At 42.5% G+C, this 18,868-nt stretch carries 15 protein-coding genes and 1 riboswitch; of the genes, 10 read left to right on the forward strand and 5 right to left on the reverse strand.

Features of this window, described 5'->3' with window-relative positions:
• Positions 1 to 323 precede the first annotated feature (323 nt).
• Both HWQ36_RS33910 and HWQ36_RS33915 read right to left on the reverse strand, forming a co-directional pair.
• On the reverse strand, positions 324 to 749 hold the full coding sequence (locus HWQ36_RS33910) for a (2Fe-2S) ferredoxin domain-containing protein (RefSeq protein ID WP_292711462.1): 426 nt from the start codon (positions 747 to 749) through the stop codon (positions 324 to 326).
• A 178-nt stretch (positions 750 to 927) separates the two neighbouring features.
• Positions 928 to 1,608, reverse strand: a complete 681-nt coding sequence (locus HWQ36_RS33915; protein ID WP_292711465.1) for a GntR family transcriptional regulator — start codon at positions 1,606 to 1,608, stop codon at positions 928 to 930.
• Positions 1,609 to 1,696: 88 nt separating this feature from the next.
• Between HWQ36_RS33915 and HWQ36_RS33920 the strand changes: the two genes are divergently transcribed.
• Both HWQ36_RS33920 and HWQ36_RS33925 read left to right on the forward strand, forming a co-directional pair.
• Positions 1,697 to 3,319 carry a 2-isopropylmalate synthase gene (locus tag HWQ36_RS33920; protein WP_292711467.1) on the forward strand — a complete coding sequence of 541 codons (1,623 nt, stop codon included), beginning with the start codon at positions 1,697 to 1,699 and terminating at the stop codon, positions 3,317 to 3,319.
• Between the two features lie 179 nt (positions 3,320 to 3,498).
• A complete protein-coding gene (locus HWQ36_RS33925) occupies positions 3,499 to 3,780 on the forward strand; it encodes a hypothetical protein (RefSeq protein WP_292711470.1) in 282 nt (93 codons plus the stop codon).
• Here the strand turns inward: HWQ36_RS33925 and HWQ36_RS33930 are convergent.
• Positions 3,777 to 4,115 carry a cupin domain-containing protein gene (locus HWQ36_RS33930; RefSeq protein WP_292711474.1) on the reverse strand — a complete coding sequence of 113 codons (339 nt, stop codon included), beginning with the start codon at positions 4,113 to 4,115 and terminating at the stop codon, positions 3,777 to 3,779. The genes HWQ36_RS33925 and HWQ36_RS33930 overlap by 4 nt on opposite strands.
• Before the next feature lie 197 nt (positions 4,116 to 4,312).
• Here HWQ36_RS33930 and HWQ36_RS33935 point away from each other — a divergent pair, with 197 nt between their 5' ends.
• The 4 genes from HWQ36_RS33935 (at position 4,313) to thiC (ending at position 10,563) form a co-directional block, all read left to right on the forward strand.
• Entirely contained in the window at positions 4,313 to 4,753 is a 441-nt protein-coding gene (locus HWQ36_RS33935) for a KTSC domain-containing protein (RefSeq protein ID WP_292711476.1), read from the forward strand.
• A gap of 464 nt (positions 4,754 to 5,217) precedes the next feature.
• The gene (locus tag HWQ36_RS33940; protein ID WP_292711479.1) at positions 5,218 to 6,483 is read left to right on the forward strand and encodes a calcium-binding protein; all 1,266 of its coding nucleotides are present in this window, start codon (positions 5,218 to 5,220) and stop codon (positions 6,481 to 6,483) included.
• Positions 6,484 to 6,908: 425 nt separating this feature from the next.
• Positions 6,909 to 8,714, forward strand: a complete 1,806-nt coding sequence (locus tag HWQ36_RS33945) for a calcium-binding protein (RefSeq protein ID WP_292711482.1) — start codon at positions 6,909 to 6,911, stop codon at positions 8,712 to 8,714.
• A 371-nt stretch (positions 8,715 to 9,085) separates the two neighbouring features.
• A riboswitch (TPP riboswitch) is annotated at positions 9,086 to 9,182 on the forward strand.
• A gap of 7 nt (positions 9,183 to 9,189) precedes the next feature.
• Complete coding sequence (thiC, locus tag HWQ36_RS33950; protein ID WP_292711485.1) at positions 9,190 to 10,563, forward strand: phosphomethylpyrimidine synthase; 1,374 nt, start codon at positions 9,190 to 9,192, stop codon at positions 10,561 to 10,563.
• A gap of 156 nt (positions 10,564 to 10,719) precedes the next feature.
• Here the strand turns inward: thiC and HWQ36_RS33955 are convergent, their stop codons facing one another.
• The gene (locus tag HWQ36_RS33955; RefSeq protein WP_292711488.1) at positions 10,720 to 12,708 is read right to left on the reverse strand and encodes a S8 family serine peptidase; all 1,989 of its coding nucleotides are present in this window, start codon (positions 12,706 to 12,708) and stop codon (positions 10,720 to 10,722) included.
• 738 nt (positions 12,709 to 13,446) lie between these two features.
• On the opposite strand from HWQ36_RS33955, the gene HWQ36_RS33960 reads away from it, so the two are divergent.
• From HWQ36_RS33960 to HWQ36_RS33970, 3 genes are read left to right on the forward strand one after another with little or no spacing between them, the layout of a single operon-like run.
• The gene (locus HWQ36_RS33960) at positions 13,447 to 14,010 is read left to right on the forward strand and encodes a hypothetical protein (protein ID WP_292711491.1); all 564 of its coding nucleotides are present in this window, start codon (positions 13,447 to 13,449) and stop codon (positions 14,008 to 14,010) included.
• Between the two features lie 54 nt (positions 14,011 to 14,064).
• A complete protein-coding gene (locus HWQ36_RS33965; RefSeq protein ID WP_292711493.1) occupies positions 14,065 to 14,397 on the forward strand; it encodes a hypothetical protein in 333 nt (110 codons plus the stop codon).
• Positions 14,397 to 15,095, forward strand: coding sequence for a DUF6745 domain-containing protein (locus HWQ36_RS33970; RefSeq protein WP_292711496.1), 699 nt, complete (start codon positions 14,397 to 14,399; stop codon positions 15,093 to 15,095). Before HWQ36_RS33965 ends, HWQ36_RS33970 begins: the two co-directional genes overlap by 1 nt.
• 358 nt (positions 15,096 to 15,453) lie before the next feature.
• On the opposite strand, the gene HWQ36_RS33975 is transcribed toward HWQ36_RS33970, so the two are convergent.
• Positions 15,454 to 16,980, reverse strand: a complete 1,527-nt coding sequence (locus HWQ36_RS33975; protein ID WP_292711499.1) for a PAS domain-containing protein — start codon at positions 16,978 to 16,980, stop codon at positions 15,454 to 15,456.
• Positions 16,981 to 17,468: 488 nt separating this feature from the next.
• Between HWQ36_RS33975 and HWQ36_RS33980 the strand changes: the two genes are divergently transcribed.
• Complete coding sequence (locus HWQ36_RS33980; protein WP_292711502.1) at positions 17,469 to 18,866, forward strand: AAA-like domain-containing protein; 1,398 nt, start codon at positions 17,469 to 17,471, stop codon at positions 18,864 to 18,866.
• Positions 18,867 to 18,868: the final 2 nt, after the last annotated feature.

Below are 18,868 nucleotides of genomic sequence, written 5' to 3' on the forward strand. Positions count from 1 at the left end.
GCATCCCAAATGTGCAAAAACCTTGATAGCCCTCATCCCCTAACCCCTTCTCCCAAAGATGGGAGAAGGGGAACTAGAGTTATGTCTCCCCTCTCCCAAAGATGGGAGAGGGGCTGGGGGTGAGGGAAAAGATTTAAGCAATATTGGGATGCTCCCAGTTACAGTAGAGTTAATTTACACTTTGAGCATTTTTTGAGCATCATCACTAATAGCGCTAAAACACCCACTGGTAAAGCTAGGAAAGAGTATCAAAGATGAAACCAGGATATAAAATCACCAACAATACAAATATTCCAATTCTGGGCATTAGTAAAGCTGTAAAATTATCCTTGATTCTGTTTGATGTATGAGTAAACAAGTTCGCGATCGCTCCGAGGATTTACAATTAGGCAGGGACTATTACCGCCACTTCCATTACTTACAATAACGACAGTAATACCAGCTTTTGGGCAAACTCCTAAACAACTGGTGCTAACCACTCGAAATTCACCCCATAATCCCTCAAATTTTAAACGAGATTTTAACCAATTTTCTAAGTCTTCAGAAGCCGTTGAGCTTGATTGCTCGTTTGTACATTGTGAACACACAAGCACCAAGCCAGACTCCCATCGGGGAGAAACGCTGGGAATAGAAGTATCTAAACGGCGAGAATTTATTAAGGGTAAAGGCGATGTCTGCTGAGAATTGGATGCAAAGCTTTTAAAGATACGTTGGAACAATCTCTTAATACGCTGGATCAATTTTTTCATGGACGACCCTACCTATTTCTCTGAATCAAATGACCTCTCCCTGGTTTTACTACGTAAAACCGTCCCTCTCCGAGGCGGAGAGGGATAGAGTTGAATTTTAGTTAAAGGCAGGGAGAGGTTTGTTGAACAGGATAGTGGAAATTTTTCGTTTAATCTGTTCTGGCAGATCATCTAATAATCAGCGTTTCTGAGCAATTTGCTGCAAGTATGCAATTAACTGTTCTCCGGCGGTGTCAATGTGTCGTTTTAGCAACCTGACAGCAGCTTTTGCATCCTGCTTTTGACAAGCATCTAAGAGTTGATAGTGTTCTTTTTGCGATCGCTCTTGGTAATCCATCTGTGCTAATTGTACGCGAACATAGCGATCGCAATTAACATGTAAAGTTTTAATCATCCCTAACAACCGGGGACGTTCAGCAGTGGCGTACAGCGTCGCATGAAACTCCCAGTTGAGTTTTGCCAACACACCTGCATCGGTTGCTTTATCTGTCGCTGACAAAATCACAGCAGCTTTTTCTATATCTGTTTCTCTGAATTTGGGTATTGCCAATTGCATCGCTTTCACTTCTAAGGCGCTGCGAATTTCACAGATTTCTTGCGCCTCTTGTGCTGTCAACACCGATACAATCGCCCCACGATTTAGATGCAGTGTCACCAATCCTTCTGCTTCTAGCTGCTTGAGCGCTTCGCGCACGGGAATCCGACTAACGCCAAACTGAGTGGCGATTTCATCCTGTCTCAGCGATTGTCCTTCTTGAAATATACCGCGCAGAATCGCTTCCCGCAAAGCATCGGCAATTAAATCTGGGGTACTGCGTTGTTGTTGCAGCACGTTGGCCGCTAAGTCATTTAAGTTCATATTGAATATTGTATACAAAATCCAAAAGATTGTATACAATATCCAAAGCAAGTCTTTGAAACATCCCTCAATACTACGGGAGACAGTTATGAGCATCGCATCTCAACCAAACCAAGTTATTATCTTCGACACCACGCTACGGGATGGCGAACAGTCACCGGGCGCAACCCTCAATGTAGAAGAGAAATTAGCGATCGCTCATCAACTAGCTCTCCTTGGTGTCGATGTGATTGAAGCAGGTTTTGCCGTTGCTAGTCCGGGAGATTTTCAAGCTGTCAAAACCATTGCTGAACAAGTCGGAATCCCCGGCGGGCCAATCATTTGCAGTTTAGCTAGAGCCATTCGCCAAGATATTCATGCTGCCGCCGAAGCTTTGAAAGGTGCGGCTCATCCCAGAATCCACACGATGATTTCTACCTCTGATATTCACCTGAAATATCAGTTGAAAAAGTCTCGCAGCGAAGTATTAACGATCGCAGCAGAAATGATTGCTTATGCCAAATCCTTTGTAGACGATGTAGAATTTTCGCCAATGGATGCTAGCCGCACTGAACCAGAGTTTCTTTATGAAGTTTTGTCAAGAGCGATCGCAGCAGGTGCAACTACAATTAATATTCCTGATACCGTTGGTTACTGCACACCCAAAGAAATCGGAACTCTGATTCAGGGAATTCGAGAACATGTTCCTAATATCAATGGGGTGATTCTTTCCATTCACACTCAAAATGATTTGGGTTTGGCGACAGCTAACGCTTTGGCTGCAATTGAATATGGTGTGCGTCAGGTGGAGTGTACTATTAATGGCATTGGGGAACGAGCAGGTAATGCAGCATTAGAAGAGATTGTGATGGCGTTGCAGGTTCGCAAACCATTTTTCAACCCTTATTTTGGTCGTCCGGTTGATGCCGATACACCCTTGACTAATATTAAGACTCAGGAGATTTACAAAACCTCATCCTTAGTTTCTCAATTAACCGGAATGCTGATTCAACCCAATAAAGCGATCGTGGGAGCAAACGCTTTCGCCCATGAGTCTGGTATTCACCAAGATGGAATCATCAAGCACCGCGAGACTTATGAAATTATGGAAGCTGCTGCGATCGGGTTGCCAGAAAATCGCATTGTTTTGGGCAAACATTCTGGAAGGAATGCTTTCCGTAGCAGGCTTAAGGAATTGGGATTTGAATTGAACGAGGCAGACTTGAATAAAGCCTTTAATCGATTCAAAGAAGTCGCTGATAAAAAAAAAGAAATCTCAGATTGGGATTTAGAAGCGATCGTTCGAGATGAAACGCAGATTCAAGTAGAAAGTGGCTTCCAAATCGAACACGTTCAGGTAATTTGTGGTGATTGCACTTGTCCAACTGCAACCATTACAATTGTTACCCCTGAAGGCAAAATCCTCACGGATGCGAGTGTAGGCACTGGGCCAGTGGATGCGGTGTATCAAGTAATCAATCGATTAGTGCAGATTCCCAATCAACTGATTGAGTTTTCTGTTCAATCTGTGACAGGAGGAATTGATGCACTAGGAACCGTCACAGTTCGTTTGAAGCATCAAGAGCGGATATTCTCTGGACAAGCGTCTGATACTGATATTGTGGTAGCTGCGGCTTATGCTCATATCAACGCCCTGAATCGTCTTTATCGTTATTTGCAAACAGAGAGATCCCATTTGCATGAAATAAACTCTGCTGTTGTGTCTGGGTAGATTCAGATTTGCTGAATACAGGCATGAATCGTTGATGTAGAGACGTAAAATTTTACGTCTCTACAAGGGTTTTGGTTGCACAACTAAGTATTTTGTACAAAATCTTAGCGTTTATTAAGGGGCTTCCAACAAATAAATTATCCAATCTTGTGGGGTATTTTTTATTTGGAAGTCCCTAATTGCAAAGGGATGCATTGACATTGCAGAGCAACGCATTGGCATTGCAAAGGGATGCATTAACATTGCAGAGCAACGCATTGGCATTGCAAAGGGATGCATTAACATTGCAGAGCAACGCATTGGCATTGCAAAGGGATGCATTAACATTGCAGAGCAACGCATTGGCATTGCAAAGGGATGCATTAACATTGCAGAGCAACGCATTGGCATTTCAAAGGGATGCATTAACATTGCAGAGCGACGCATTGGCATTACCAAACTTAATGATAATGCTGTACTAAAGTGACTTAAACACGCCCATTTGCCCTAGCCTAATCGTGAGTATTTCCACATCGGTGATGGCTATATGGGGCCCTTGTTGGGTGTCGGCTGGGGTGAACCAAAAAATTCCACTAGAACAAGTCTTTCCCCCAGTTTCCACCACTCCGTTCATCACATAAACATATTCATCGCAAGGATGAGTATGAATAGGAATCGTTGTACCCGCCTTCATTGTCAGTAGGTGTATTGAACCCTGCGATACAGGCTCGGCTAAGGGGAAAAACTTAGCACCAGGAAACTGCTCAATGTCCAGCCATCGCTCAGGATCAATTTGAATAAAGGTTTGTTCTGACATCTTCTTTACCTCTTTGAATACTGAATCAGTGTTCTAGCATTATGTAAATGTAAGGCAAAAAACAAGTAAAACTAATTCTCCCTTGGTAGAAAAACTTGACATCAAAAAGCTTTAATAGTATATTTGTACTATTAAAGCACTTAAGTGTTGCATAAAACTTTAACACTTCCGATTACGCCAACAGGAGAGCAAAATTAATGAGGCTATCTAAGGTAGACTTGAGCAGTTTAGTAGCGATCGCTCACTCTGATGGATATTTGCAGTTGTTGCTCAATCGAGGCGACGAACTAGAGTTTTTGGAAATTCCAGCACCGATACAAGCTTATGAAGGATTGCAAGAACTGAGCGAGGCAATCGCTGAAACAACTGTACTACCCTTTGAAGAAGAACCAATCGCTATGTTACCAGTTAGATCATCAATGGCGATCGCTGTCGGTTACGATCGCAACGAGCAAATTTTGCAAGTTGAGTTTCAAAGTGGATCTGTTTATCAGTACTTAGGCGTAGACGAGGATACTTGGGAAGATTTACATGCCTCTGACTCAGTTGGCAGCTTTTTCAATCAAGAGATTAAAGGCAGATACAGCAGTTTGCAAGTAAGTGAGGTACAAAACGCAAGGCTCACACATCAGATATAAAGAGTTTCTACCTCCTGCCTCAAAACCCGTAACTTTTGTAAGTAGCCCTCAACCTTCCAATTTGAGGGCATAATTTTGACTGTGGCAAGATTTATGCTCCATCTGGGTACACAAACGATAAAAATCTCTTTTCTTATCCTTTATCACCAGTAACTTATTTCGATTTTCAAGATATAAATACGTAATTATTAAGAATTTTTTATACCTAATATAAGCAGTAAAAAAATGCCATTCCAAATAGTGACACTCAACTAAACAAACACTATAGTGATTAAATTAATCAACTGTATTGTGTCAGCAAGTTAGCCAAAAAGTCATTTTCAGCCTGTAAAAAGGCTGGTAAAAGTGAAAAGTTGTGTTGCTCTATCGTGACATAAACTATACCGAAAGTGTCAACTCTCGGCTGATTTTTTGTGCCTTAAAACAGCAAACCTCTGAAAAATCAATTTAGGTAAATAGAAGTTATGGCAAATATCAAGGGTACTAATGCTAATGATGTTCTCATTATAGGTAATATTGCCAATAATAACCTCTCTGGTGGAGATGGTGATGACACACTATATGGTGGCGAAGGAGATAATAGCCTATACGGTGATTTCGGTAACGATATTCTTGATATTTCCTTTTATTCTGGGAAAAACCTTTTAGACGGTGGCTTAGGGAATGATCAACTTTATGCTTCTAACACCACTGGCAACAACACCCTTAAGGGAGGATCTGGAGGTGATTATTTTAACATTAACAATTCTTCTGGGAAAAATCTTTTAGACGGTGGCTCTGAGAATGATTCATTTTCTGCTTCCAATACCACTGGACACAACACCCTTAAAGGAGGAGGAGGAAATGATTATCTAAACATTTATCATTCTTCTGGAAATAACCTTTTAAACGGTGGCTCTGAGAATGATCGACTTTATGCTTCTAACACCACTGGCAACAACACCCTTAAGGGAGGAACTGGGGATGATGCGTTTGATATTTCTTCTTCTTCTGGAAATAACCTTTTAGACGGTTGCTTGGGGAACGATCAACTTTATGCTTACAGCGCTAGTGGCAACAACACCCTTAAAGGAGGAAGTGACAACGACTCCTTCTATTTAAGCGCTCCATCTGTTACCCCTTCTGTTTTAGTGACTCAAACGGTAGATGGAGGTATGGATGACGATTATTTGTCTGTCGATTATAGCAGTGTTACTACTGAGGGAATCACCTCGGCTTTCAATACAACCACTAACCAAGGTTCAATTACGGCTGGGACATATCGAGTTAGCTACAAGAATATTGAACAATTAGATATTTCTGGTACAGCTAACACTGACACTATTGTAGGCAGTAATGGTAACGATTACCTTTTTGGAAATGATGGCAACGATCGCCTGACTGGAGAAAGAGGCAATGATGCTCTGTACGGGGGAGAGGGGAATGATACATTCACCTTCAGTAATTACAACGAAGGTGTTGATAGTCTTTTTGACTTCAACCCGATTGCTGAAGTTATTCAGGTATCGGCTGATGGTTTCGGCGGCTCTTTAGCAGTAGGTACACTCTTAGCTAGTCAGTTTACAATCGGTTCAACCGCGAGTGCGATCGCTCAACGATTTATCTACGACAATGGTACAGGGGCGCTATTCTTTGACCAAGATGGTAGCGGTGGCGCGTTTACTCAGGTGCAATTCGCGCAACTCAGCGATGGATTGTCACTAAGTGCAACTAATTTTGTTGTTGTTTAATTGTACAAAGTCAAAGCGATCGCTCCTACTGGTGGTTAAAAGCTTTTGGTTGGAGGGCGTAAGGGTGCGATCGCTATACTCAATAAATTATATATTACTCAATACCACTCACTATTAATACGTAAAATTACATAGAAACACAATTAACCCAAGGTCAAAAAAAAGTAATAGTTCAAGTAGTGACACTCAACAAAACAAACATTATAGTGATTAAATTAACCAAGTTTGTTGTGTAACTATACTAGCTATTCACCGCTTGTAAAGCTTTTAAAAGCTGAATCACAGTGAAAAGCTCGTTTTACTAATGCAATATAAATTATACCGAAAATCCCAGATTCGGCTAATTTTTTGTGTCTAAAAACAGCAATACCAGCAGGTTAATAATCTTAAGTTTCTAAAACAATTGATTTAAGTAGGTAGAAATTATGGCAATTTTCAAAGGTACTAAGGCTAACGACCTCATCAATGGCGGCACCAGCAATGATGTCATTTATGGCTACGAGGGTGATGACTTCCTCAGTGGTGGAGCAGGTAACGACACACTAGATGGTGGCATTGGTAACGATACATTGAAAGGTGGAGCAGGTAACGATACTTACATCGTTGATATCAGTGGCGATATTGTCAGTGAAGATAATGGCTCTGGTGGTGATGCGGGCGGTATTGATACAGTTGCGTCTTCTGTCGATTGGACATTAGGTAATTATGTCGAAAACCTCATCTTAACCGGGGCGACAGATATTTTTGGTGGTGGAAATGATCTAAATAACGTCATTACAGGCAATAGTGCCAATAATTTAATCCTTGCAAAAGCTGGAAATGACACTGTTTATGGTGGCGATGGTAATGACTTGGTTGGCGGTTGGATTGGTAACGATAAACTCTATGGCGAAGCTGGCAATGACAGTCTCTATGGAGATAGCGGTGCTGACACTCTTGATGGAGGAGACGGAGACGATGTTTTACATGGCCACGTTGATAGCCAAGATGTGGGTTCGCTTCAGATTCTAGGGCTTGATTTTAGTGCTAATTATCTCTACGGTGGTGCAGGGAATGACACTGCTTATGGCGCTAATGGCAATGATTTTATTAGTGGTGGGAGTGGTAACGATCAACTCTATGGCGACGCTGGAAACGACAAACTATATGGTGGCGAGGATAATGATAACCTCTACGGTGGACAGGGAGATAATAGCCTATACGGTGAGGTAGGTAACGATGTCCTTGAAGTTAGTGATTATTCTGGGAAAAACCTCTTAGACGGTGGCGAAGATAATGATAAACTCTATGGTCTCGATACCACTGGCAACAACACCCTTAAGGGGGGAACTGGAGATGATTATTTCGATATTTCTGATTCTTCTGGGAAAAACCTCTTAGATGGTGGCTTTGGGAATGATCAGCTATATGCTTCCAGTAGTACTGGCAACAACATTCTCAAGGGAGGAAGTGGGAATGATTATTTCGATATTATGTATTCTTCTGGGAACAACCTCTTAGACGGCGGCTCTGAGAATGATAGATTATATGCCTACGAAACTAGTAGCGGCAATAATACCCTAAATGGAGGGAGTGACAACGACTCCTTCTATTTAAGCGCCCCATCTGTTGCTCCTACTTCCTTAGCAACTCAAACGGTAGATGGAGGTACGGATAGTGATTATTTGTCTATCAATTACGTCTATGCTATTGCAGGAATTGCCTCAACTTTTAATGCAACTACTAAGCAAGGATCGATTACGGATGGCACCTATCGAGTTAGCTACAAAAATATTGAAGAATTAGAAATCCGTGGTACAGCCTACGCTGACACTATTGTGGGAAGCAATGGCAATGATTCTTTGTATGGATATGATGGCAACGATCTCCTGACTGGAGGGAAAGGCGATGATGCTTTGGACGGTGGAAATGGCTCTGATTTATTTACTTTCAATAATTTCAATGAAGGCGTTGATACTCTTTATGACTTCAATCCGACTGGTGAATTGAGTGACTTTATTCAAGTATCGGCTAAGGGTTTCGGCGGCTCTTTAGTAGCAGGTAGTTTATCATCTGACCAGTTTGTAATCGGTACATCTGCGACAACGACAGCCCAGCGATTTATTTATAACGACAATACAGGTGGACTGTTCTTTGACAAAGATGGTAGTGCTAGTGCGTTTACTCAGGTAAAGTTCGCGCAACTCAGCAGTGGATTGTCACTCAGCGCAACTAATTTTGTTGTTATTTAATTGTACAAAGTCAAAGCGATCGCTCCATAGTACCTGGTAGTTAAAAGCTTTTAGTTGAAAGGTGTGAGTATAGCGATCCTAAATCATTCGTGAAAAATTAGATCCCCGACTTCTCGAAGAAGTTGGGGATCTGGACATCGCGCATTTTCACAACTCATTCATGATTGCTATATAATCATCCAGATATAGAAAAAATAAGCACTTCTAAGAAAATCCATAAGGCAGTATTAGACATTATTCAACAGAAACAGCGTAAGCGCAGCCCGCACTTCGACTTCGCTCAGTGACCGTCGTAGACATCGCCAGACTCCAAAAAAACAGCATAAATTGTTAACACCCTTACCCCCAGATATAACCAAGGTGCTACACTACATCCATGCTAGGGGTGCCTACATAACGAGGCTGAGATCACACCCTTAACACCTGAGTCTGGGTAATACCAGCGGAGGGAAGCTGTTTATTGAGGAATCACAATATGCGGACAGAATGGGTTGCTAAACGACGTGGGCAGGTTAATGTATCGCAAATGCATTACGCCCGCCAAGGTGTCATCACCGAAGAAATGCACTACGTCGCCCAACGAGAAAATCTCCCTGCCGATCTCATTCGTGACGAAGTAGCGCGGGGGCGAATGATTATCCCCGCTAATATAAATCACACTAATCTAGAGCCGATGGCTATTGGCATCGCCTCTAGATGTAAGGTAAATGCTAATATCGGCGCTTCCCCCAACTCTTCTAATCTTCAAGAAGAAGTTGATAAGCTGAATTTGTCGGTGAAGTACGGTGCTGATACCGTGATGGATTTATCCACAGGCGGCGGTAATTTAGATGAAATTCGTACCGCAATTATCAAGGCTTCACCTGTTCCCATTGGTACGGTACCAGTTTACCAAGCTTTAGAAAGTGTCCACGGCACAATCGAGAACCTGACTGCTGATGATTTTCTCCATATCATCGAAAAGCACGCCCAGCAGGGGGTAGATTATCAAACTATCCATGCGGGGATTTTGATTGAGCATTTGCCTTTGGTGAGAAACCGCATTACCGGTATTGTCTCTCGCGGCGGCGGTATTTTGGCGCGGTGGATGCTGCATCACCACAAACAAAACCCACTTTATACCCACTTTCAAGACATTATTGAGATTTTCAAAAAGTACGATGTCTCCTTCAGTTTGGGAGATTCTCTACGTCCCGGCTGCACCCATGATGCCTCAGATGAAGCACAATTAGCTGAATTGAAAACCCTGGGACAGCTAACTCGCAAAGCCTGGGAAGATGATATCCAGGTGATGGTGGAAGGGCCGGGACACGTGCCAATGGATCAAATTGAGTTCAACGTCCGTAAGCAGATGGAAGAGTGTTCGGAAGCACCTTTCTATGTGTTGGGCCCATTGGTAACAGACATTGCTCCCGGTTATGACCATATTACTTCAGCCATTGGCGCAGCGATGGCTGGATGGTACGGTACTGCAATGCTGTGCTATGTAACACCCAAAGAACATTTGGGTCTACCAAATGCCGAAGATGTGCGGAATGGGTTGATTGCCTATAAAATAGCGGCTCATGCGGCTGATATTGCTAGACATCGCCCTGGTGCAAGGGATAGAGATGATGAACTTTCCAAGGCGCGTTACAACTTCGATTGGAACCGTCAGTTTGAATTATCACTCGATCCAGAAAGAGCCAAGGAATATCACGATGAAACTTTACCAGCAGATATCTATAAAACTGCTGAGTTTTGTTCGATGTGTGGGCCTAAGTTCTGCCCAATGCAAACTAAGGTTGATGCTGATGCGCTGACAGAATTAGAGAAGTTCTTGGCGAAAGAGCCTGTAACTAAAAGCTAATTGATAAGGGGCATGGGGCATGGGGCATGAAGAAGAGACAAAGAAGAGGAGGGAGACAAGGGAGAGACTTGTTCAATAATTCCCCCTTGTCCCCCTTGTCCCCCTTGTCTCCCTGCTCCCTCATCCCCACACACTCCCTAACTCAAACGTATTGGTTTAAAACCCAATTTCAATGGTTAGGCTGCGAATCTTTCCTGTATCTGCGCTAGCTTTATCTGCAACTTCCAGAGTCCAGGTTCCTTGGGGACTTTTACCTTTAAAGGCAGCAAGTTTTGGGGTGTTTACCTCATCAAAAGTTGTTTTGATATTATCTGTAGCCCCGCCTTGGCGATCGTGCAGGATGATGGGAAGTATACCTATTTGCACTGGGGGAAGGAGAGTAACTACAAGATCCCCGATATAAGTATGCTCGATGTCTACATTAACTTTGATGGATTTCATTAGGCTGGTATTAGCGATCGCCAACGATAATGTTGATGTTTGCAAGTCGCTAATTGGGATATCTTGCACTGCCTTGAATATGCTAATAGGCGATGTTTGCGCCGGCTTGGCCAATTCTACAGCTTTGAGAGCATTGATTCGACCATAACCGTAAAAAGGGCTACGACCATTGGCATCATATTTACCTCCAGCTTGATCGATGCGATCGCAAGAGCGTTTAATAATATCTCGTACTTCGTCCCAACGCAGATTTTGGTTTCTGGCAATAATCAATGCTGCTACACCAGCCGCACCTGGACAAGCACTAGAAGTTCCGCCGAATTCGTTCGTGTAGTTACCTCCGGCATCACCCAGATTTACATTACCCGAATTATAGCCAAGTACACCAGTGCGATCGGTTGTCCAAATTCCAGTGGTTTGAGAACTATCACCATTGTTACTGGGAAAAGCACACCACACCGCCTGACCAAAGTCACTGTAAGCGCTTCTCGTACCAAAGTCGTTACAAGCTGCCACCGCAATTACCTTTTGGTAACTGGCGTAGCCATCGTTATCCACGCTTTCGTTACCATTGCCAGCCGCGAATAAAATTACACATCCCTTACCGTTGCGTCCTTTATTGGTTGCAAAGTCCATAGCTAGTCTTGTGGAGTCAGGCAAAGGTACTTTCTGGTTGTGTGCAGGATCGTTTGGCTCAAACCAAGTACCATCTGCTGGCCCCCAACTACAAGAAATCACATCAGCACCATTTTGAGCCGCCCAAATAAAAGCATCTGCTTCATCTTGTGACCCCAACGCCGAAGCTAGACGAATCGGCATCAGCTTTGCACCTGGTGCTACGCCTGATGCACCAAATTTACCGTTTCCACAAGCAACTCCGGCACAAGCTGTACCGTGGTTATTGTCGTTTCCTGGTCTGGGATTGTCATTTTTTCGTGTGACATCACGCGGGGCAACAATCTTTCCAGAGGAACGGAATTCTTCATGATCGAGATCCACACCATCATCGATAATTGCAATAATTGCTCCAGTGCCATCGCTTAATTTCCAAGCTGCCTCAACGTTGGCATGGGCGTTAATTACCTTACCGTTAATTGTTGTTTGCTTTAAGTGCCACTGCTGCGGGAAAACCTGACGTTGGCGTGATTCACGCACTAGTTCGGGATGGCACAGTTCAACTGATTCCTCATTCAGAAGTCTCTCGGCGATGTCAAAGATAGCTATACCAGTATTTGCAGGTGCATTGACAAAGTAAGCATTTCGTGCATATTCAAGTTGGCGTTTAATTGTTAAGCCGTAACGTGCTAGAATAATGTGGCAAACGCTTGATTCTTCTTCATTATCGAATTTAACGAAGAGGTTTTCGGTGTAAATTATTGGTTGACTGGAGGCTGGGTCAATGAGGACACGGCCGGCAAATTGGACTTCAGACTCTTGGTTGAGAATTTCACGGGCGCGATCGCGCAGAGCGACACCCTGATTCGGAACTTTCGCTTGCAAAATTTCTACACCCGCTTGCCGAAACCGCGTTTTTAACTCAAACTGATTGAGGATGCTACGAGCTGTGGGTGACACAGGTGCGACTTCAAAAGGTCTTGCACCGATGAGAGTACTGCGGCTTTCGGTACGCACTACAACGTGTTCGTCACTGATCGCAAGTTCATACTGTTTACCGTTTTGTCCACCATAGCGAACCTGAACCATATTTTAATCTCCTAAATATTTTGGGAATTGGGAATTGGGCATGGGGAATGCGGAAACTGCATTCTGCCTGATTTTTAAAGCTTGCCGCACACTACATGCAGTTTGCACTTACGTTTAGTTTATGGATGGTTTTTATTTCATGTGTTATATGTGTATTACGATATCAAAAATATACAGATCAAACAGGATTTAACATTTTTGAGGGGTCTAAGTCCCTCGCTTCTAGCAAGCGACAAGTTTTGCGTTGGGGTTAAAATCCCCATTCCAAAACTTAATTACGAATTACGAACTTGTACTGAGCGTAGCCGAAGTATTACGTAAAGCCTGCGGCATAGCTTCGCTTAACGCGGAGCGTGCCGGAGGCTCTATTACGAATTATTTTAATCTCTCTAAAGTTCATACGAGCCTTCGATTCGTCTTTCCAGAAAAGAGGAATTCAAAGTCAGACTGTTTTACGAATCTTCACTATCACTAGGGACATATAAACCACGTCTATCTTGAAACCTGTAGTTCAACTCTAATGAATAAGGATTTGCCCTCATCCCCCAACCCCTTCTCCCAAATATGGGATTCGGGGAGCTAGAATTTCAAAGTCCCTCTCCCAGGTATGGGAGAGGGATTTAGGGTGAGGGCGAAAACTACGGTTCTCAACTTAGATGAGGTTTAGCTTCCATCCCGATAAAAGATTTGTATTCTATACCACTGAAAACGCTATAACATTATTACAACTTGAGAAAGATGTTTTATTTTCCAGCTGAGTATTTTCTACAGGCGTACTCTTTACCCCTGGTTGCTGAAGTGAAATTTCAAAACGACTATTTTTCTGAGTATCCTGAACAAATTCGGATTGGCAGCGATCGCACTGCTGTATCTTACACTCGGAAGTCTGGGTACTATGCAATACATTATAATCAGCCCAAAACGATCGCACTAGGAGCAATTTTACAACTGAACGATGGTGCAATTGGAGTTTTTTCAGGCGAACCTAATCAATCAGAGAAGGGTAAACTTAGTCCAATTTATACAATAGAACCCAATGGTTCTTTAGCAGTACCAACTGGACTGGTTTTCATCCGCTTTGCTGAAGGCGTTGATGTGGAGTCTCAGCGCGAGGTAATTAATCGAGCGGGTTACGAAGTAGTACAAATCCTTGACTATGCGCCTCACGCCGCTTGGTTGCGTGCCCAATCAGGTAATATTGTTGATGCGATCGCAAAGATTCCTCAATTAGAAGCGATACCTAAAGTTGAGAATATCGAACCTCAGATGCTTATGGAAAGAAGTTTAAGACTAGGACGTTAGTAATTCGTAATTCGTAATTCGTAATTCGTAATTATTTGATGAGTCTATAGAAAAATGTTTAACAACAGCAATAATTACCAAGCTAGTGTTATCTACAGACATGGCGATGTTTTAATTAGACATATTGCTAGCTTACCTGTCGGCGCTCAGAAGCGTGGAGGTGCTACTCTCGCTCATGGTGAAGTTACAGGACATAGCCATCGCATTCAGCAATCTGATGCTGTTCAGTTGTGGGTACATGGTAGTGACCTTTTTCTTGAGGTTAAAGAACCAAGTGCCACTTTAGTTCATGAAGAACATCGGGCAATTGAATTACCCCAAGGGCTTTACCGCGTCTGGAAACAACGTGAATATCGACCTGATGCTTACGTCGAGGTGATTGACTAATGCTCAAGATCATGTCTAATGGACGTGTGCCGAATAAACCAGTTTTGCAGCGCCCAAATCAAAGCCACGAGCCTGTATCGGCTGAACACGCTCGAAAAGTCATCCTTGAGCATCACTCCTGGGATGGAATGCGCGTTTTAGGGCATCTGAATTTAAGCGGTGCGTTGGATCTTTACAATCTACCTGAAAATCTCACCTGTGAAAGTCTTGATATCAGCGACTGTGTAAATCTGACAACCCTTCCCAAAGGACTCCACGTTACCTTTTGGATCGAGTTAGCCGGAAGTGGCATTATTAGTGTATCTGCGGGACATGGTTTTGTCTGGCGCTGGCGAGGAGTGCAGGTGACAGATAAAATTGCCTTTGAATCCCAGTCTCTAACGGGACAAGATATCCTCAATGTTGAGAATGTTGAGTTGCGTCGCGTGCTGATTGAACGTCTGGGATATGAGACATTTTTACAGCAAGTGGGAGGATTGATCCGCGATCGCGATCGTGATACTGGTGGAGAACGTCAACTAGTCTACATTCCTTTTGAGGATGACGAGCCGCTTATGGTCTTGAAAGTCACCTGTCCATCTACAGGACATATTCATATCTTGCGCGTCCCCCCTCACATGCAAACTTGCCATCAAGCAGCCGCTTGGATTGCGGGCTTTAATAACCCAGATGATTATAATCCTGCGATCGAGGCGTAGTTAAATAATTCGTAATTCGTAATTCGTAATTCGTAATACTTCGGCTACGCTCAGTACAAGTTCGTAATTAAGTTTTGTGATGGGGATTTAGACTAGGGTGTTGACTTTGTACCCTTTCAGGGGTTAAAAATTCATGCACAATCCAATCCTTGCTGAGTAAAATTTGCAGGGGGAAAAGTTATTTTTCGCGTTCTTTAAGTAATGAGTAATAAGTAATGAGTAAATACCCATTACTCATTACTTATTACTCTTCAAGAATCCCTGTTCCTTTAGGGCTGGGAGTGTCAAGGGGATTTAAATCCCGACTGATTGATTCTGACTGGAGTTTCGGAGTCTCCGCTCCTGAATTCTTCTTCAATTAAAAGCTGGCATGTTGTCTAATCGCGGGATAGTGCCTTGCTGTTGTACTCATCTCAATAACCAACTCTGTACCTTGACCTAATTGAGAATTACACTTAATTTTACCTTGATGTTTTTCAACGATAATTTCCCGACTAATTGATAGTCCTAGTCCCTTACCTTTACCTACTGGCTTGGTGGTAAAAAATGGTTCAAATATCTGTCTTTGGATATGAGGAAGTATGCCTTTACCATTGTCAGAAATGCGAATTATAACTTTGTGTTTTTTTCCTATTCGTTTGTTATTTGGCCAAACATCATTACTATTGACTAATGATAAATGACTTCTAACAATTTCTGTATGAATAAAAATTTTGGGAGTGAAGGAATAATCATATTTCATCCTTTCTTCTAAGGCATCAATGGCATTAGTTAAGATGTTCATGAATACCTGATTTAAATCACCAGGGTAACACTCAACTAAGGGCAATTCTCCAAAGTCTTTAATTAGTTCAATCCCGGCTCTGTCAGGCTTTTCTTTCAGCCGATGCTGCAAAATTCTCAGAACACTATCAAGTCCTTCGTGCAGGTTAACCTTTTTCATTTGACCTTCGTCAGAGGTTGAAAAATTCCGCAAGGCGAAAACAATTTCTTTAACGCGCTCAGAGCCGGCTCGCATTGACCACAGCAATTTTAAAAAGTCTGTCTTCACGAAACCAAGGTCGAGGCGTTGCAGATGTAGGGCGATGACTGGGGTGGGGGTGGGATAGTAATGTTGGTAAAGTTCAATGATTGTGATTAAATCTTCAGCGTATTGACTCGCAGGATGGAGATTGCCGTAGATGAAGCTAACGGGGTTGTTAATTTCGTTAGCCATATCCGCCACCAGTTGACCGAGGTTAGCCATTTTCTGGTTCTGCAATAACTGCCTTTGGGTATATTTGAGTTCTTCGAGGGTAGTTTCTAGCTGCTGTGATTTTTCTCTAACTTGGTCTTCGGTAGACTGGTGTTGGACTATTTCTCTTTGGAGTTGTTCAAGTAGTTGGTATTGTTGAGTAGCGATCGCTTTATCCTGACTAATGTCCTTGTGTGTCCCCGCCATTCGCACTGGTTTACCGGATTTATCCCACTGAAATACTTTGCCACAAGCCAAAATCCATTTCCATTCGCCGGATTTAGTCAACATTCGCAATTCAACTTCAAACACAGGCGTGCATCCTTGGAGATAATCGTGCAACGCCTGGTGAATTCTCGGTAAATCTTGTGGATGTACAAGTCGCTCAAAGGATTGATGCTCATGAGCGATTTCGTCTAATCCATACCCCAGAATGCCCTTCCACTGGGGATCGTAATAGGTTTTATTGGTTATGAGATTCCAATCCCACAACCCTAAGCCACTTGCTATTAATGCCATTTGTAAGGCGGCTTGTGATTGACAAGGATCTAAATTTTCTGGAGATAAGTCTTTTGATTCTGGGAAACTCTGGGAATCTTGCACTGAAAGTTGAGCTTCCAGTTTATGGGTAGCGGGTTCTTCGATATGCATAGCTGCTGGTACGGTGAGGAAGATGTCCTGTAGCTCTCTCTCTACGCTGTCTTAGCACCCTGACGATCCATTTATGGATAAATCGTCTACTTGGTTGATTAGGCTGTAACTTCGGTTAGAGATATATCAGCCCATATCATCAATTTGGATGGAATTTAGGAAAAGGTAAACAGACGAATGTAACCTCTGTTGCGATCGCCGCGGCCATTTTTTAGAAAAAATAGCTACATTGTGTGCATCTACATTCTAAGATATGTCTAAAAAAAGTAGTTCAAATCAAATATAATCACTTAAAAACTCGAAAAATTTTGTAAAAAAAATTCTATGATTGAATCACGTCAAATGTTTCAGGATACAAAAAGATTGTCAAGCCTTGTTTGTAGCTTTTTTAGGAAAGGGCTGGCTGCTATTCATACAAGGTAGACTACATTGAGTTCCAAAACATAATGGTGTGAGAAAATTTCATGCTGAATTAGAGCCGATGAGTAATGACTATAGATGAAGTAGTATTGCTACTAAAAGCCAGTCAAGCAACCGGTTTAACAACGCTCCAAGAGATTATATTGCGTTCTGCGTGGGAAGGACAAACTTACACGAATATTGCCTGTGAAGCTCACTATGGCGAGGAACGTGTCAGAAAAATTGCTGCTCATCTATGGCAAGTAATGAGTGATTTTTGTCAAGAACCGATAAATAAATCTAACTTCCGCCAGACTGTAGAAAATCACCGTCTTAGCAAAGCACATCAGCAATTAATTAAGGAATTCAACAAAGCAGCGACGGCTATATCTTTAGAATTTCCTAGTGGCCCAGTATCCCTTAATTCCAGATTTTACATTCCTCGTCCGCCAATTGAGGAAATTGCTTACGCAGAAATGGCTGAACCTGGAAGTCTCATCTGCATCCAAGCACCTAAGAAGATGGGGAAAAGCTCTCTGATTTTGCAGTTGCTTGCACGCGCTAACAATCAAGGCTTTCGCACGGTGACGTTAGATTTTCAGCAAGCAGATAAAGAAGTATTTACCAGTTTGAATAAATTTTTGCGCTGGTTTTGTGCTAATGTCAGCCGAGAGTTAGAGCTAGAACCAAAACTCAATGATTATTGGGATGAAGATATGGGTAGCAAAGTAAGTTGCTCTATCTATTTCCAACAGTATTTACTGTCTGCGCTAGAAACTCCCCTTGTGTTGGTATTAAATGAGGTGGATTGGGTATTTGAATATCAGGAAATTGCTGGAGAATTGTTACCATTAGTGCGATCGTGGCATGAACGAGCCAAAGGGGTAGAAATTTGGCAAAAACTGCGTTTAGTTCTGGTTTATTCAACGGAAATTCTTGTTCCCATAAAACTGACTCAATCACCATTTAATATTGGTTTGCCGATTAAGTTACCTCCCTTTACAAAAGAGCAAGTTCAGGATTTAGCACTCCGTCACGGCTTGGATTGGACAAATGGTAACGTGGAGAGTTTGATGGCAATGGTGGGAGGATATCCTTATTTGGTGCGATTGGCTTTTTATCACCTTGTGGGTAAAGGGGGACTAGAACGAGATTTAGAAAAGCTATTGCAAGAAGCACCCACAGAAGCAGGAATTTATCACGAGTATTTAAAGCAATATGTGTTAGCACTACGAGATGAGTCAGAATTGCAAGATGCTTTTTATGAAGTAATTAATGCTACAAGTTATGTGAAATTAGAGCCAGCATTGGCATATAAATTACAAAGTATGGGGCTAATTAATTTAGAAGGCGATCGCAGTAGTCCTGCTTGTGAATTATATCGTTTATATTTCCGACAATATTTGAAGACAAGTGAGAATTTTAATAGCGTAAAGCCCTTACTAATGACCAATACTTCGACTACGCTCAGTACAAGTGACCAATGATA

Origin of the sequence: Nostoc sp. NMS2, assembly GCF_017115105.1 — a bacterium.
Taxonomy (GTDB): Bacteria; Cyanobacteriota; Cyanobacteriia; order Cyanobacteriales; family Nostocaceae; genus Nostoc.

Bases quoted from the DNA above. Each gene is read 5' to 3' on its own strand.
- HWQ36_RS33910 (WP_292711462.1), bottom strand. From the start codon at position 749: ATGAAAAAATTGATCCAGCGTATTAAGAGATTGTTCCAACGTATCTTT.
- HWQ36_RS33915 (WP_292711465.1), bottom strand. From the start codon at position 1,608: ATGAACTTAAATGACTTAGCGGCCAACGTGCTGCAACAACAACGCAGT.
- HWQ36_RS33920 (WP_292711467.1), top strand. From the start codon at position 1,697: ATGAGCATCGCATCTCAACCAAACCAAGTTATTATCTTCGACACCACG.
- HWQ36_RS33930 (WP_292711474.1), bottom strand. From the start codon at position 4,115: ATGTCAGAACAAACCTTTATTCAAATTGATCCTGAGCGATGGCTGGAC.
- HWQ36_RS33935 (WP_292711476.1), top strand. From the start codon at position 4,313: ATGAGGCTATCTAAGGTAGACTTGAGCAGTTTAGTAGCGATCGCTCAC.
- HWQ36_RS33940 (WP_292711479.1), top strand. From the start codon at position 5,218: ATGGCAAATATCAAGGGTACTAATGCTAATGATGTTCTCATTATAGGT.
- HWQ36_RS33945 (WP_292711482.1), top strand. From the start codon at position 6,909: ATGGCAATTTTCAAAGGTACTAAGGCTAACGACCTCATCAATGGCGGC.
- thiC (WP_292711485.1), top strand. From the start codon at position 9,190: ATGCGGACAGAATGGGTTGCTAAACGACGTGGGCAGGTTAATGTATCG.
- HWQ36_RS33955 (WP_292711488.1), bottom strand. From the start codon at position 12,708: ATGGTTCAGGTTCGCTATGGTGGACAAAACGGTAAACAGTATGAACTT.
- HWQ36_RS33960 (WP_292711491.1), top strand. From the start codon at position 13,447: ATGTTTTATTTTCCAGCTGAGTATTTTCTACAGGCGTACTCTTTACCC.
- HWQ36_RS33965 (WP_292711493.1), top strand. From the start codon at position 14,065: ATGTTTAACAACAGCAATAATTACCAAGCTAGTGTTATCTACAGACAT.
- HWQ36_RS33970 (WP_292711496.1), top strand. From the start codon at position 14,397: ATGCTCAAGATCATGTCTAATGGACGTGTGCCGAATAAACCAGTTTTG.
- HWQ36_RS33975 (WP_292711499.1), bottom strand. From the start codon at position 16,980: ATGCATATCGAAGAACCCGCTACCCATAAACTGGAAGCTCAACTTTCA.
- HWQ36_RS33980 (WP_292711502.1), top strand. From the start codon at position 17,469: ATGACTATAGATGAAGTAGTATTGCTACTAAAAGCCAGTCAAGCAACC.